Raw genomic sequence first — 14,919 nt, 5'->3', positions numbered from 1 at the left:
TCGGCGGTAGCGCACAGCCTCAGCGTCCGGCCCGGTGGAGTCCACTCCACCGGGCCGGACGCGTTGGTGCGCTTGCTCCCGAAAACTCGTCCCGAACTCGACCCATCCGCCGCTGTCGGCCAGGCGAATTCCGTTCCGTCCACTCCCCAGCACGGCTGCGAGCCGTCTCGACGGAAGCGAAAGACAACGATGACAGTTATGCGACGTTCGGTCGTGGCAGCGATGATGCTCAGCGCGGCGCTGGCCGGCGCGTCGGCCTGCTCGTCCGACAAGTCCGATACGGCTGCCGAGACCTCGTCCTCGGCGGCGATGACGACGTCCGCGGCTGCCGCCGCGGGCGATCTGGTCGGCCCGGGCTGTGCGGCCTACGCCCAGCAGGTGCCGACCGGTGCGGGCTCGGTCAGCGGGATGGCGCAGGACCCGGTGGCGACCGCGGCCTCGCACAATCCGCTGCTGACCACGCTGGTCGCGGCGGTATCCGGCAAACTCAACCCGCAGGTGAATCTGGTCGATACGCTCAACGGCGGCCAGTTCACGGTGTTCGCCCCGGTCGACGCGGCGTTCGCGAAAATCGATCCGACCACGGTGGATTCGCTGAAGACCGACTCGGCCACGCTCACCAAGATCCTCACCTATCACGTGGTGCCGGGCCAGGTCGGTCCGGATCGCATCGCGGGCACGCACAAGACCGTCCAGGGCGATACCGTGACGGTCGCGCGCACCGGTGACGACATCAAGATCGGCAACGCGTCGGTGATCTGCGGCGGCGTCAAGACCGCCAATGCCACCGTGTACATGATCGATACCGTGCTCATGCCGCCCGCTGCCTGATCTGCCCCACTGTCCGCCAATGGTCCCTCCCCTCAGGAGTCGAGCTCGACGTGTTGCTGTCGCAGATCCCTACCCTGTTCGCCCTCGCCTGCGGTGGAACGGGGAGGTGACCATGCCGGAGGAACCGAAGCTCACCGCGATCCGCCTGCGCCGCACCGGCGGCGACGGCGGACCGTCCTGTCCGCCCCGGGACAATCCGGAGGAAGCGGCGCTGACCCGGCGGCTGCTCGGGCTGCTGGACACGGTGGCGTCCGGCGATCGAGACGCGTTCACCGAGTTCTATCGGGCGACCAGCCACCGGGTGTTCGGCCTGGCGCTGCGCATCCTGCGCAGCCACGCCGCGGCCGAGGAGATCACCCAGGAGGTGTATCTGCAGGTCTGGTCGCTGGCGGCGGGTTACGACCGCAAGCTGTCCAGTCCGATGGGCTGGCTGATGATGCTGACCCACCGGCGGGCGGTGGACCGGGTGCGCCGGGAACAGTCCGCCGCCACCCGCGACATCGCATACGGCCAAGCACATCTGGGCCGCGACCACGATGTCGTCGCCGAGGAGGTCGGGCAGCGCTTCGACGAACAGTCGGTGCTGGACTGCCTGGACACGCTGACCGAGATCCAGCGCCAGGCCGTCGCGCTGGCCTACTACAGCGGCCGCACCTACAGCGAGGTGGCCGACCACCTGGCGGTGCCGCTGCCCACCATCAAGAGCCGGATCCGGGACGGATTGAAACGGCTGGAGAATTGCCTGACAGGGAGTGATACCCGATGAACGACACCGAGCGGTCCGGCAGGGATCTGCTCGATCTGGCCTACCCGTACGCCATGGACGCGGTCGCCGAGCTCGAGCGGCGCACCATCGAGCACCGGCTGCGCGAGGCCGACCCGGCCGTCGCCGCCGCCTTCGCCACGATCGTGTCCGGGGTGCGGGAAACGTTGGCGGCGTTGACCGTACTCGATGCCACGGCGCCGCCACCGACGCTGGAAGCCACGCTGCTGCGGGCGCTGGACATCTCCGCCGGTGCACCGGCCAAACGGGGGATCGGGCGACTGCGCTGGGTGGCGGCGGCCGCCGCCGTGGTCGTCGCGATCGGTGCGGGTGCGGTGGTGTACCGCAACAGCACGCAGCCGCCGTCCGGGATCACCGCACAGGTGGTGCTCGCCCAGCCGGACGTGCTGGTCCGGTCCGCGCCGGTCGCGGGCGGCGGTCGGCTCGTCGTGTACACCTCGGCCGGAATCGGGGCCGCCACAGCGTCTTTCGAGGATGTACCCGCGCCCGCGCCGGGGCGCTCCTATCAGATGTGGCTGGTCGCCACCGACGGGGCGACGCGCTCGGTCGGTGTGATGACCGAGCTGCCCAGCGGCCCGGCGGTGGTGACGCGCTTCGCCGCCGTCGACGTCCTGGCCGTCACCGACGAACCGGCCGCCGGTTCACCGAAGCCGACCGGGGACGCCATCGCGAAGATCGGGCTCGCCTGATCCGTACTTCGGAGCGGGATTCGTAACGGATCGGCGGTGTCACGCCCGCGGAGTTCTATTCGCCCACGCTCGACGAAGGAGCGAACCATGAAACAGAGTGTGGCACAGCCCTATCCGAATGCGGTCGCCGAGCGCCCTGCACGCGGTATCCTTGCGGCCGCGCTCGCCGGGGTGCTCGCGGCGCTGACCGTGCTCGGCGTCGGCCATCTCGTCGCCTCGGTGCTCGATCCGGCCGCCTCGCCTTTCTACGCGATGGGCGCGTCGGTGGTCGACCACACCCCGCACGCGTTGAAGGACGCCGCGATCCGCCGCTTCGGTAGCAACGACAAACTCGCCCTGTTCATATCTATGGCCGCCGTGATGCTGATCTTCGCCGCGGTGCTCGGCGTACTGGAGCGCAAACGCCCCCTCGGCACCTCGCTACTGGTACTGCTCGGCGCGATAGTCCTCGGCGCAGCCCTCCAACGCCCCACCGCCACACCGCTGTTCGCTGTGCCGACCATAGTCGGCGTGGTCGCCGGAGTCCTGGCCCTGCGCCTGCTCACCAGAGCCGCGAGGGCTGCCAACGCGGCATCGACGGCGAAACCTGCTGGAGCCGAAGGACTTCCGGACAGTGAGCGACCCGGCGGCGCAACTCGCATGTCGGATACGAAAATAGCGGGGACCGTGCAGGTTCCAGACGAAGACGCGCGCCCTTCGTGGTGGCGGGCACTCGCGCGGTCGGTCGGCGTCAATCGTCCGCAGGAGGCGGCATCAGCGGAAGGCGGTAGCGCCGGGGGTGTTCCGGCCGGCGCGGAATCGGGCCAGGCAGAGTCCGCACCGGGTCGGGAAACGGCCCGGGCTGTGCAGCCTGTAGTCCAAGGCAGGCCGTCGGAACATCGTTCGCGGCGGCGGTTTCTGGCGCTTGCGGCGGGGTGGGGGCGGTTGCGATGGGAGCGGGGGTGGCAGGGCAGTGGATCGGGGCGCGGTTGCGGGATGTGGTGGCGGATCGGGCGAAGTTCGTGGTGCCGCGGGCGCAGGCGGCGGCAGCGCCGAGTCCCGAAGTGGCGCCGCGGGTTCCGGGGCTCACCGAATTCGTGACGCCCAATGATCGGTTCTATCGGGTCGACACGGCCTTGCAGCTGCCTGCGCTGACCAGTGGCGAATGGCGGCTGCGGGTGCACGGGTTGGTGGAGCGGCCCCGAGAGTGGGATTTCGACGCACTGCGGCGGCGAACCGCGGTGCAGCGCATGATCACGCTGACGTGTGTCTCCAACGAGGTCGGCGGCGAGCTGGCGGGCACGGCCGTCTGGACCGGATACCCCTTGGCCGAACTGCTGGCCGAGGTGGGTGTGCGTCCCGAGGCCGATATGCTGCTGTCCCGCAGCGTCGACGGATTCACCGCGGGCACACCGGTTTCGGCGGTCCTGGACGGCCGGGACGCTTTGCTCGCGGTCGGCATGAACGGCGCGCCGTTGCCCATCGCGCACGGCTACCCGGCCCGGCTGATCGTGCCCGGCCTCTACGGCTACGTCTCCGCCACCAAATGGGTGATCGACCTCGAACTCACCCGGTTCGACCGTGCCGAGGCGTACTGGACCGAACGGGATTGGGCCGCACAGGCGCCCATCAAGACCGCGTCCCGGATCGACGTGCCCGCCTCCTTCGCGACCGTGCCCGCCGGGGAGGTCGTGGTCGCCGGTGTCGCCTGGGCCCAGCACCGCGGCATCGACGCGGTCGAGGTGCAGGTCGACGATCAGCCGTGGCAACCGGCCACGCTGGCCGCGGAATACTCCCTCGACACCTGGCGGCAGTGGACGTGGCGCTGGCGCGCCGAACCCGGCACGCACACCTTGCGCGTGCGCGCGACCGACCGTGCCGGGATCACCCAGACCGACCATCGCGCACCGCCGTTCCCCGACGGCTCGACCGGTTGGCACAGTCGCGTCGTCACCGTCGGGTGAATCCGCGCCGGACCGTATTTCCGCGACCGTGACGTGAATGCGACGCCGTGCCGAAACTATTGGCACAGTGCGGGGTACGCGATCGTACCAGTATCGCGGGCTTATCCGACAAGTGTTGATATCCGGCTCATCATTCGTCCGATGATGACCCGATTCACCGCGGTTATTCTGACACCAATTGATCATGTCCACCATAAGTGGGCAGGCGGGTTCAGCGAGGCACCGCCGCACCTCGGATGAGTTCAGCAAGGAGCGTGGCAATGTCCACTGGCGTAGCTCCGGAAGGCTCCCGAGGATCACCGCGATACATTCCGGGCGCATTTCCCGGCGCATCCGATCGGGTCCGCGAAGTACTGGCCGAACGGGTTGCCGCGCGCTCGCCGAACATGGTGCTGGCAAGCACCTATGTGCCGCCGGACGGCGTCGTCGCGGCCTATCTGCTGCATCGCTTGCTCAGCAGCGGCGACACCACCGGCGTCGCATGGCATTCGGTGTTCGTGAATTCCGGTGTCGAGGCGCTCGGCACCGTGGCGAAATACCTGCGCAATCGGCACAATCGCCGCGCCGCCGGGGGGCACTGCCGCGTTCTCGTGCTGGACCCCACCGGGACCGCGTACTACGCCTTCGGCCATGCGGTGCCCGGGCTGCGGGCGCTCGTCGCCGACGACATGCGGATCGTGGACTCCGCCGAAGAGTTCTCGGGTCTGCTCGCCACCGGGTGGGATTCGTATGTGGTAGTCCTCGATGGCCTTTCAGCAGGCGAGGCGGCCGCGCTGCGCGGCACACTGGCGGCAGAGCGTGCGAAAGGACGCCCGGTCGCCTGGGGCCTGCTCGGCGCCGAAGGCGCGCTCGGTTTCTGGCGCACCGCCGCGACCTGCGCTGACCTCGCCTTTCTGGGCGAGGTCTGTGTCGGCAACGAGATGCCCTGTGGCACGGTCTCGTTCACCAGGGACATGTTCGCGCTGTGGAACAACACCATGGACAGCATCGCGCACGTGTCGACCTTCGGCGGCAATGGGCTCGCCATGCAGATGCTGTGCGAGACCGTGATTCGCTGGCGTCCGACCGGTCGTCACGAACGCGCGGCGATCGAGCGCATGCGGTACAGCACCGCGACCCGCAGCGCCCGCCTGCGCATGCACGCCAACACCTGGCAGACCAGGGCGATCGATCTCGCCGCGATCAACGTCACCTTCGACCGGGCCGAGGGTGTCACCTATCGGCGGGGCACTCGCGTCTACACGGATCTGGCGTCCGGCACCGGTCCCGCGTTCCGCGGACACAACGTGCAGTCGGTCGAGATGATTCGCACGACGGGCACCGGTGACCAAACCTCGCGCCTGGAACGCGAACTCGCGCGCCTGACCGGACTGCCGTTCCTGTTGCCCGCGGTGAGCGGGCAGAGCGCCGTCGACAACGCGGTGCTCACCGCGCTGTGCTGCCGGCCCGGCCGGACGGCCGTGCTCACGTTGCGCGGCAACTATTCCGGGAAGGGCCCGCTCTCGCTGGCGTTGAGCCGAACCAGTTCGTTCTTCCGCGACCGCGACCGGAATGCTTTCAGCCCTTATCCGGTCGACGTGCTCGAGGTGGATCCCGAGGACACCGCCGCCCTGCGGCAGGCGCTGCGCCGCGACGATCTCGCGCTGGTCTGGCTGGAACTCGTGCAGGGTTACGACTGCCTCGAGATATCGCCCGGCGTGCTCGACGAGATCGAGCGGCACCGCGCGAGCGCCGGCTTCCTGGTCGGGGTCGACGAGATATTCAGCGGTTTCTGGCGCTGCGATATCGACCATTTCCTGACCTGTACCGGTCGCGGCTTCCGCCCGGATCTGGTCGCTTTGTCGAAAGCGCTGAGCGACGCGCTGATCCCCATCGGCGCGACGTTGCTGTCCGCGGCGGTGTTCGAGCAGTTGTCGCACGCCGCGCCGGACACCGCGCAGTGGCTGCGCACGCACTATCGCAACGATCTGGCGGCCGGCCTGGCCGGTGCGGCGATCGCGGCGGCCGAGCCGGACCGGCACCAAGCGGCGCAGGTGGCCGCGGCCTTGGAGGAGATGCTGCGGCGCGCCGCGCGCGCATCGCTGTTCGCGGGCTATCGCCGGGTCGGCCTGCTCGGCAGGCTGGTGCTGTCCCCGCGGGCGATCGGCGCGCAGCCCCGCCCGTCGGTCCAGAATTACGCCGAGGCGGTGATCGCGCGCTTGATCATGCGGCGGTGCGGGGCAATTACGCTGCAAATGCGGATAGCGCCGAGTACCGCCGGCGCGGACGCGGACGAGTTGATCGCCGCTATGGCGCGGGTCGGGGAGTTTCTGGAACGACTGCCGCGATGGACCGTGGACCGCACCACGCTCGCTGCGGCGGCGGGCACGATCGGGCGGGAAATAGCGGCGGGCATCGCAAGGATGCGGGAAGGATACGGTGATCGAATAGCTCGGTCCCCGGAATGAGAACGGATTATCGCGTCCGGTGAAACGACAACGTGCACAGCTAAAATCGTTGATTTGTACATTCCATCGTCAGTGGAACAAAGCGATGGTCGAACTGTTTACGTGCTACCCTGGTGAGCATTCGCTGGGAATGATGGGAGCGTGAGATGGCTTGTCACGCAATGGAACCGATCCAGCGGATCACAGCGCACCGCAATCGCGCGGCACACTCGCGCCACTCGTCCCTGTTCCGGCGGTGAACGAGGGCCGCGGCTCCGGCGCCGCGGCGCACCGGCAGGTGACCATCCGTGTCGTGGTCTGCGCGGACAGCGCCCTGATGCGCAGAGGGCTGTGCGCACAATTCGACCGTGAGCCGGATATCGATGTGGTGGACGATGTTTCGGGCGGCCACGCCTTACTCGGAGCGGTCCGGGCGCACGCGCCCGACGTCGTGCTGCTCGTCGGCGCCGTCGAAGGAAAGCACCGCCTGGCCGAGCTCGTCGCCGCCGCGAAGGTGATCATGGTGATGCCGGAGGAAGAAGTCGCGCGCGCGGTCAAGCTCGTGCGTGCGGGCGTGCGAGGACTGCTGTCCTCGGGCTGCTCACCGTTCGAGCTGCTGTGTGCCATCCGGGTGGTGGCGGTCGGCAACCGGCTCGTGGTGCCGCCGCAGATCGTCGGCGGCCTCGACCACGTCGTCGCACCCGCGGTGGCGCGCAACTCCGATATGCAGGTGGCAGGCAGCCTGACCCGGCGCGAGGCCGAGGTGCTCGGACTCCTCGCGCACGGCCGTTCGAATGCTGAAATCGCCCGGCAACTCTCGGTTTCGGCGACCACGGTGCGCAGCCACGTGCACCACGTGCTGCAGAAGCTGTCGGTCGGCACGCGCGGGCAGGCGGTCGCGGTGGCCTACGAGACCGGTTTGATCGCGCTGCTCGAGGCCGGCGCCGCGGGCAACGGGCACGACGACGACCGCGCCGCGCTGCGCGGCGGCCGTCAGTGGCCCATGCCGAGTCCGCCGTCCACCGGAATCACCGCGCCGGTGATGTAGCCCGCGTCCGCACCGGCGAGAAAAGCCACCACCCTGGCGATCTCGGCGGCCGCGGCGATCCGGCCGAGCGGAATCTTCTTGGTGACCTCGGCGCGCCACTGCGGGGTGAGCGACGCGGTCATGTCGGTGTCCACGAACCCGGGTGCGACCACGTTGACCGTGATGTTGCGCGCGCCCAGCTCCCGCACCAGCGACCGAGCCAGCCCGATCAGGCCCGCCTTGGAGGCCGCGTAATTCGTCTGCCCTGCCGAGCCGAGCAGCGCCGTCACCGACGACACCAGGATGATCCGGCCGCGTCGCTGCCGGATCATGGTCCGCGCCGCGCGGTTGATCACCCGGAACGCGCCGACCAGATTGGTGTCCACCACCGAGGCGAACTCGTCCTCGGTCATCGCGGCCAGCAGCACGTCCCTGGTGATGCCCGCGTTGGCGACCAGCACGTCGACGGGGCCGAGTTCCTGTTCGATCAGCGCGAACGCGGCGTCGACCTGCTGTTCGTCGGTGACATCGCAAGGGACGCCGAACAATCCGTCGGGTGGCGCGCCCTTGCGCATCGAGACCGCCACCGGTTTGCCGCCGCGCGCGAGCTCACGGGCGATGGCCAGCCCGATCCCGCGATTTCCACCGGTGACGAAGGCGGAATGGTTCATCAGCGCACCTCCTGGCGGCTCACTCGGATCGTTCGCGCAGCACCGCGGCGAGGTCGAGGCCGCGCACGGCCCGCAGCCCGGGCAGCAGCGACACGGTCGCCACGCAGAGCACGACCAGTGCCGCGCTGCCGAGCGTGCCGGGGCGGACCACCAGATCCAGCTGGAACTGGTCGTTGGCGTAGGTGGACAGGAAGCTGTGCCCGCCGAGCACCCCGAGCACCAGGCCCGGCCCGATGCCGAGCAGGGTGAGCAGCAGGTTCTCACCGGTGATCAGGCGCGCGAGCATGCCGTGCGGCATCCCCCCGGCGCGCAGCACGCCGACCTCGCGCCGCCGCTCGACGATATTGATCGACATGGTGGTGAAGATGATCGCGAACGCCATCAGCCCGCCCAGGGCCAGCATCACGCCGATGAACACGAAGAAGAACCCGGCGTACCGGTCGATCAACCGGTTCACCTCGTCGAGATCCTCGTAGGCCGCGACACCGGGCCGCTCGGACAGTGCCCGCCGGACCTGGTCGGGGTCGGCGTGCGGTGCCAGGCGCAGCAGGGCGGAGTTGATCGGCACCGGCGCCCCGGCGAGTGCATCGAGCTGCTCGAGCGTGCAATAGGCGAAGGTGCCGATCGGTTCGTCCAGCACGCCCGCGATCGGCACGTGAACCGCTTGCGCGCCAGGCACTTCGACCTCGACGAGGTCGCCAGTCGAGACGCCCAGCAGCTGCCGGACGCCCTTGCCGACCAGCAGGCCGCGCTCCGGCCGGACGGCCGGGCTCCCCGGCACCGGCCGCAGTCCGTGCATCGTGGTGTCGCGCGGCAGCGCGATCAGCACGGTCGCATAGGTGGCGCGGTTCGCGGCGAGGGTGATCGGCATCTGCACCATCGGTTCGGCGGCGGCGACACCTGCGGCCCCGGTGAGTTCGGTAAGGCGGCGCTGGTCGGCCGGGACGGTGAAATCGACGCGGGCGTCGGCGGTTTGCACCTGATGGAAGGACACGTCCAACGCCTCGGTCATGGTGTCGAGCATCGTCCACGAGGTGAGCATGACCACCAGGGACAGCGCGGTGCCGAGCACGGTGCTCCAGGTGCGCCGCGGACTGCGCCCGATCGCGCGCAGTACCAGCAGCCAGCGGGCCGGTAGCCGGCGCAGCACCGGAACCACCCGCTCCAGCAGGCTGATTCGGCCCGGCCCCGGCGGCGGGGTGCCGCGCATCGCCGCCGCGGGCGGTGTGCGGAAGGCGAGCAGGGCCGGGGCGAGCGCGCCGAGTGCGCCCGCCGCAACACCGAACAGCAGCGCGCCGATCAGGGTGATCGGCAGAATCTCGACGACCGCCGCGGACGCGGGCAGGTCGATCGCCCGGAGGTAGACCCGGCTCAACGCGCCGGATCCGGCGAGTCCCACCAGGATTCCGCCGAATGCGCCTGCCAGTCCCGCCACGATCCCGTACTGCAGGTAGTGCCACAGCAGCGTCACGCGCGACACGCCGCCGGCCAGCAGCACGCCGATCACCGGGCGCTCGGCCCGCACCCGCCGATGCAGCAGCACATACGACACCAGACCGGCGACACTCAGGAACAGCAGCGGAAACAGATAGGCGAGCTGACCGAAGGCGTCGATATCCATGCGCAGCAACCAGTTCGACGGTTGTTCCGCCCGGGTGAGCACCTCCGTCGCGCCGTGCGTGGCGGCCAGTTCCCGAATCCGGGTGAGCGCGTCGGAACTCGGCGGTTCGGCGAAGCGGAGCACCACTTGCTCGGCGGCGCCGGCGGCCAGCGCGGTCGCCAGCGGCTCTGCGGCGAAGAGGACGCCGAAATTATCTGGCAGCGGGAACATGTCGCGGCGGCTGCGCGCGGGCCAGAGGTATTCGGCCGAGGAGGCCACGCCCACGACGGTCACCTCGCGCCACCCGCCGGGCCCGAGCACGGACAGCGTTGCGCCGCTGCGCAACCCGAAGTGCTCGGCCATATGGTGTTCGACCAGGACCTCGTTCGCGCCCGGGTACCGCCCGGACAGCAGCGTCGGGGCGTTCACCGCCGGCGGCCGGTCGGCGGGCAGGCCGACGACGCGGCCGCGCAGTTTGTCCGCCCCGACCCGCAGCGGCAGATCGACCTGCGCGCGCACGACCGCATCCGCGACCTCCGGCAGGGCGTTCGCCGCTGCCGCGAGTGCGGCCGTGTCCCCGCCGCTCACCCAGACATCGGCGAAACGTTCCGTCTCGAAGGTGCCGTCGTAGGAGGCGTTCAAATTCCGGTAGGCCCCGTAGGACGCGGTGAACAGCGCCACCCCGAGCATGATGATCATCGTCTGCGCGGCGAACTGTGGCCACTGGGCGCGCATGTCGCGCAACACTTTCCGGTGCAGTGTCGGATGCCGGGTCACCAGGCGACCTCGTCGGCGGGCAGGGGAGCGGCCTGTCGGAGGTCGGCGACGATCCGCCCGGACCGCATGCGCAGCACCCGATCGGCGATGGCGGCGATCGCCTGGTTGTGCGTGACGAGTACGACCGCGTGGTCGGCCCGGTGGCACAGGCGTTGCAGCAGCGCCAGCACGCTGCGTCCGGTGTCGAGGTCCAGCGCGCCCGTCGGTTCGTCGCACAGCAGCAGCCGCGGCCGGTTCACCAGCGCTCGCGCGATCGCGACCCGCTGCTGCTGACCGCCCGAGAGCTGCGCCGGGAAACGATCCGCGCAATCGGCCAAGCCGACCTGGGTCAACACGTCGTGTACCCGGACGCCGACCGGTCCGCCGGTCAATTCGGCCAGCACGGCGATGTTCTCGGCCGCCGTGAGCGTCGGCACGAGATTGAAGAACTGGTAGACGAAACTCAGCGTGGTGCGCCGCAGCCCCGCCATGCCCTTCGCGTCCAGGTCGGTGAGGGTGTGCCCGTCGATGCTGATCACCCCGGTGGTCGGGGTCTCGATCCCGCCGAGCACATTGAGCAGCGTGGTCTTGCCCGAGCCCGAAGGGCCCAGCACGACGAGCAATTCGCCCGCCGCGATGGTCAGGTCACACTCGGCCAGCGCGTGCACGGCGGTGTCCGCACTGCCGAACGTCTTCGAAACACCGCGCAGCACAGCGAGTGTGGTGGCCGAGGGTATCGTGGTCGCGCCGTGATCGGGGCCGGGGGAGCGGGTCATCGCTACCCGGTCCGGCGCGTGGCGTGGACGCGAACCTGTCCGAGCCGGCCCGCCGCCCCCTGCGCGGCGAGCGTCTCGAAGAAGCCGAGACCGTCCTCGAACAGCTTGTCGCCCAGGATCTCGCGGCCCTGCACCGCGAAGCGCCGATACGATTCGGCCCAACGCTCGTTGATCGCGATGAACATCTCGGTGCTGTCCTGGACCTCGATATCGGTGAATCCGGCGTGCGCGAGCAGCCGCCGATAGCCGGCCGGTGTCTGCGCGAACAAGCGACCGTAGACGGTCAAGGCGCGCAACGTCGCCGGGTCGCGCGGGATCGGACCGGTGAGCACCTCGTCGGTGAAAGCCAGGCGGCCGCCGGGTTTCAGCACCCTGGCGCATTCGGTGAGCACGCGGTGGCGGTCCGGCACGATGACCAGACTGTCCACGCTCACCACGGCGTCGAATGTCGCGGCGGCGTAGGGCAGTTCGCGGGCATCCCCGTGGTCGAACCGGATCGGGACCGCGGCGGGGGCGCGGCGGGCGATCTCGATCGCGGGCTCGGAGTAGTCGAGACCGGTGAGCGTGGCACCGGTCGTCTCGGCGAGGTAGCGCGCGATACCGCCGGTACCGCAGCAGAGATCGAGCACGGCCTGGCCCGGCGCCAAGCCCGAGGTGTGCGCGATCTCGCGCAGCTGATCGCGGGTGGTCCAGCTCAGCTGGCCGACGTAGCCGCCCCGGTCCTGCCAGAGATAGGCCATCATGGCCTGCCCCGACGGCGTGAGCGTGATCTGGCGGTGGGTCAGGTCGTAGATGTCGCGGGTTTCCTCGATCACGGTGCGCACGAGAGCATCTCCTAGTCGTCTGAGCTCAGGATGTGAGTGAGGCGCCACCGTCGGCGACGATGGTCTGGCCCCGGATCCAGCTCGCGTCGTCGGTGCACAGGAAGGCGACGACCTTGGCCAGATCTTCGGGCGTGCCGATCCGGCGCATCGGGCCGGCCTCGGCGACCTGGCGCACCCATTCGTCCGCGCCCGCGAGCGCGCGGACCGAATCGGTTTCGATGAGCCCGCCGCAGACGGTGTTGACGTTCACGCCCGGCGCGAGTTCCACGGCCAGATAACGCCCCATCGATTCGATCGCCGCCTTGCACACGCCCAAGCCGCCGTAGCTGGGCAGGTAGCGGCGGCTGCCCATGCTCGACAGCAGCACGATGGCGCCGCGCCCCTGCGGCATGAGTGCGTAGGCCGCCCGGCAACCGAACAGCGCCGCGGTGATATTGGTGTCGAGGGTGTAGCGCCAATGCGGGGTCTCCAGCGCGAAGAGCGGTTTCATGATCGCCGAGGCGGCGTTGTTGATGTAGAAGTCCACCGCGCCCCACTGCTCGCCGATATCCGCGAAAAGCTTTTTCAACTGGTCTTTTTCGCCGACGTCGACGCGTAGTGCGAGGGCGCGCCTGCCCTTTCGCTCGATCTCGGTGACGACCTCACGTGCGGCGGATCGTTTGCGCCAGTAGGTCAGGATCACGTCCGCGCCGCGGTCGGCGAACTCCAGTGCGATCGCCCGGCCGATGCCGCGGGAACCGCCGGTGATCAAGACGGTCCGCCCTGCCAGATCTGCTGTCATACTGCGCCTTTCGTCCGTTTAGAAGGCCACCGCACGCGGGGCTCACGCGCTGCCGAGCACCACGGCGGCGACCTCGGGTCCATCCACGTTGCGGCTGAGCGTGATCGCGAACCGCGCGTCCAGAGCGGTCGGCCGATGCGTGACGATCTCGACCGCGCGGGCCGCGTCGTCGGCCGCGCCGAGATTGAGCGTCGGCGCCACGACGCCGTCCCGCACGCTCAGACAGGCGAACGCCACTTCGGCGACATCGGTGGCCGGGCCCATGTGCCCGGTCGCGGCCTTGGTTCCGGTGAGCCGCAACCGGTCTCGCCGCGCCAGCGCATGCGTGATGCCGTGCAGCTCGGAGCGATCGCCGCTCGCGGTGGCATCGCCGTGACCATAGATGTAGCCGACCGCGCGGGGATCGATGGCAGCGTCGGCCACGGCCCGTACGAGCGCGTCGCGCACGCCGCTGCCCTCGGGGTCGGGCGCCAGCGGGCGGCCGCGGTCGGTGGCGGCGCCGAAACCGACGATCTCGGCGAGGATGTGCGCGTCGTTGGCCCGTGCCAGGTCGAGATCGGCGAGGACGAGGGCGGCCGCGCCCTCGGCGCAGATATAGCCGTCCCGGTACCGGTCGTACGGCCGAACCGAGCGCACACCGTCGGCGCAGGCCGAAGCCAGCCCGAACTCTCGCAGCGCGAGGCGGGCGAATTCGTCGGCGCCCGCGTCGGTGCCACCGCAGACGGCGACGTCGGCCCGGCCGTCGCGCACCGCACGGAAGGCCCGGCCGACGGCGCACAATCCCATGGCCGAGCCGTCGACCAAGGTGCTGTTCGCGCCGCAGATCTCGTGCCGGATGGTGATCTGGCACAGGGCGGCGTTCGGCAGGCCGGAGAGCAGGAAATCGGGTTTGGCCCGGCGCAGTGCCGCCTGGCCGAGCCGCGTGTAGTCGAGGGTGCCGTCGGGGCGTCGCGCACCGGCCAGCACCGGCGCGAAGCGGTCGAGGTAGTTCTTCTCGTCCTCGTTCTCGTTGGAGCCCATATAGATTCCGCGCCGCGGCGGCGCGGCGGCCCGGAACACCGCGCCCGCGTCGGCGATCGCCAGATCGGCTGCGTACACGCCCAGCCGGGACGCCCTGGTGAGGCGCTTGAGATGCTTGCGGTCGGCGAGCGCGACGGGGTGCTCGGCATCGTCCACCGCGCCGATATAAGCCAGCTCCGGCGGGCCGTCGCCGTCTCGTCGCCGTAATCCGGTCTCGGCCGCCAGGATTCGCCGCCACTGCCTGCGATAGTCGATACCGAGGCAGGACAGCACGCCCGCGCCGACGACGGCCACCCGATGCCTCATTGCCCGCTCACCTTCGATCCGTTGAGCCGCAGCACTCGATAGTGGCGGCGGGTCGCCGCGGGATCCTCGAATTCGGTGAGCGCGTAGGTCCGGCAGCGGAAGGTCGCGGTCGCGATCTTGCGGCCGTGCGCCTGCGCGGCACCCCGGAAGTCCAGCTCCGCGCCGGGGACCGGGCCCGCGCCGTTCCCGCCCTCGATGCGGTCCACCTCGACGGTCAGCCGATCGCCGGGCACCGCGAAGTCGATGAACTTGCTGTGCTGCACCGCACTGAGCACCACGGTGGTGCGGAATTCGCTGTGGGTGAGCACCAGCCAGCGCGCCAGCTGGGTCATCGCCTCCAGCACCAGCACGCCGGGCAGAATCGGCTGCTGCGGGAAGTGGTCGGCGAAGTAGTCCTCGCTCATCGCGGCGTTCTTCACGCCGACGGCGCGGCGGCCGCCGTCCACTTCGGTGATCGCGTCGACCATGAGAAACCGCACGGATAC

General features: G+C 69.8%; 12 protein-coding genes and 1 pseudogene. 6 read left to right on the top strand and 7 right to left on the bottom strand.

Annotation, left to right across the window (positions count from 1 at the left end; translation table 11 throughout):
- Positions 1-189 precede the first annotated feature (189 nt).
- From TY25_RS31380 to TY25_RS31355, 6 genes and pseudogenes are all read left to right on the top strand, one after another.
- The gene (locus TY25_RS31380) at positions 190-831 is read left to right on the top strand and encodes a fasciclin domain-containing protein (protein WP_172595801.1); all 642 of its coding nucleotides are present in this window, start codon (positions 190-192) and stop codon (positions 829-831) included.
- A 112-nt stretch (positions 832-943) separates the two neighbouring features.
- Positions 944-1,597: an ECF RNA polymerase sigma factor SigK gene (gene sigK / locus TY25_RS31375; protein WP_042262196.1), complete on the top strand. Its 654-nt coding sequence runs from the start codon at positions 944-946 to the stop codon at positions 1,595-1,597.
- Positions 1,594-2,304 (top strand): anti-sigma factor, encoded by a 711-nt coding sequence (locus TY25_RS31370; RefSeq protein WP_042262194.1) that lies wholly within the window; start codon positions 1,594-1,596, stop codon positions 2,302-2,304. Before sigK ends, TY25_RS31370 begins: the two co-directional genes overlap by 4 nt.
- Before the next feature lie 87 nt (positions 2,305-2,391).
- Positions 2,392-4,247: pseudogene (locus TY25_RS44800) on the top strand (molybdopterin-dependent oxidoreductase).
- Between the two features lie 260 nt (positions 4,248-4,507).
- Positions 4,508-6,694, top strand: a complete 2,187-nt coding sequence (locus TY25_RS31360; protein WP_162184242.1) for an aminotransferase class III-fold pyridoxal phosphate-dependent enzyme — start codon at positions 4,508-4,510, stop codon at positions 6,692-6,694.
- A 235-nt stretch (positions 6,695-6,929) separates the two neighbouring features.
- The gene (locus TY25_RS31355) at positions 6,930-7,721 is read left to right on the top strand and encodes a response regulator transcription factor (protein WP_052383316.1); all 792 of its coding nucleotides are present in this window, start codon (positions 6,930-6,932) and stop codon (positions 7,719-7,721) included.
- Here the strand turns inward: TY25_RS31355 and fabG are convergent.
- From fabG to TY25_RS31320, 7 genes are read right to left on the bottom strand one after another with little or no spacing between them, the layout of a single operon-like run.
- Positions 7,667-8,371, bottom strand: a complete 705-nt coding sequence (fabG, locus tag TY25_RS31350; protein WP_042262192.1) for a 3-oxoacyl-ACP reductase FabG — start codon at positions 8,369-8,371, stop codon at positions 7,667-7,669. The genes TY25_RS31355 and fabG overlap by 55 nt on opposite strands.
- A gap of 19 nt (positions 8,372-8,390) precedes the next feature.
- Complete coding sequence (locus tag TY25_RS31345) at positions 8,391-10,748, bottom strand: FtsX-like permease family protein (protein ID WP_042262191.1); 2,358 nt, start codon at positions 10,746-10,748, stop codon at positions 8,391-8,393.
- Positions 10,745-11,503, bottom strand: coding sequence for an ABC transporter ATP-binding protein (locus tag TY25_RS31340; protein ID WP_081869229.1), 759 nt, complete (start codon positions 11,501-11,503; stop codon positions 10,745-10,747). Before TY25_RS31340 ends, TY25_RS31345 begins: the two co-directional genes overlap by 4 nt.
- Before the next feature lie 2 nt (positions 11,504-11,505).
- Positions 11,506-12,327 carry a class I SAM-dependent methyltransferase gene (locus TY25_RS40915; RefSeq protein WP_052383315.1) on the bottom strand — a complete coding sequence of 274 codons (822 nt, stop codon included), beginning with the start codon at positions 12,325-12,327 and terminating at the stop codon, positions 11,506-11,508.
- Positions 12,328-12,352: 25 nt separating this feature from the next.
- Positions 12,353-13,108: an SDR family oxidoreductase gene (locus TY25_RS31330; RefSeq protein WP_042262190.1), complete on the bottom strand. Its 756-nt coding sequence runs from the start codon at positions 13,106-13,108 to the stop codon at positions 12,353-12,355.
- A gap of 42 nt (positions 13,109-13,150) precedes the next feature.
- Complete coding sequence (locus tag TY25_RS40910; RefSeq protein WP_081869228.1) at positions 13,151-14,434, bottom strand: beta-ketoacyl-[acyl-carrier-protein] synthase family protein; 1,284 nt, start codon at positions 14,432-14,434, stop codon at positions 13,151-13,153.
- Complete coding sequence (locus tag TY25_RS31320; protein WP_146153937.1) at positions 14,431-14,913, bottom strand: 3-hydroxyacyl-ACP dehydratase FabZ family protein; 483 nt, start codon at positions 14,911-14,913, stop codon at positions 14,431-14,433. The genes TY25_RS40910 and TY25_RS31320 overlap by 4 nt, the downstream gene beginning before the upstream one ends.
- Between the last annotated feature and the right edge of the window lie 6 nt (positions 14,914-14,919).

The organism is Nocardia brasiliensis NBRC 14402 (genome assembly GCF_000308475.2).
Taxonomy (GTDB): domain Bacteria; phylum Actinomycetota; class Actinomycetes; order Mycobacteriales; family Mycobacteriaceae; genus Nocardia; species Nocardia brasiliensis.
Note: the sequence above shows the minus strand (reverse complement) of the source record. Positions and strands in the feature narration are given on the sequence as shown.

Excerpts from the sequence above, each read along its gene's own strand:
- TY25_RS31380 (WP_172595801.1), top strand. The coding sequence starts at position 190 with ATGACAGTTATGCGACGTTCGGTCGTGGCAGCGATGATGCTCAGCGCG.
- sigK (WP_042262196.1), top strand. The coding sequence starts at position 944 with ATGCCGGAGGAACCGAAGCTCACCGCGATCCGCCTGCGCCGCACCGGC.
- TY25_RS31370 (WP_042262194.1), top strand. The coding sequence starts at position 1,594 with ATGAACGACACCGAGCGGTCCGGCAGGGATCTGCTCGATCTGGCCTAC.
- TY25_RS31360 (WP_162184242.1), top strand. The coding sequence starts at position 4,508 with ATGTCCACTGGCGTAGCTCCGGAAGGCTCCCGAGGATCACCGCGATAC.
- fabG (WP_042262192.1), bottom strand. The coding sequence starts at position 8,371 with ATGAACCATTCCGCCTTCGTCACCGGTGGAAATCGCGGGATCGGGCTG.
- TY25_RS31340 (WP_081869229.1), bottom strand. The coding sequence starts at position 11,503 with ATGACCCGCTCCCCCGGCCCCGATCACGGCGCGACCACGATACCCTCG.
- TY25_RS31330 (WP_042262190.1), bottom strand. The coding sequence starts at position 13,108 with ATGACAGCAGATCTGGCAGGGCGGACCGTCTTGATCACCGGCGGTTCC.
- TY25_RS40910 (WP_081869228.1), bottom strand. The coding sequence starts at position 14,434 with ATGAGGCATCGGGTGGCCGTCGTCGGCGCGGGCGTGCTGTCCTGCCTC.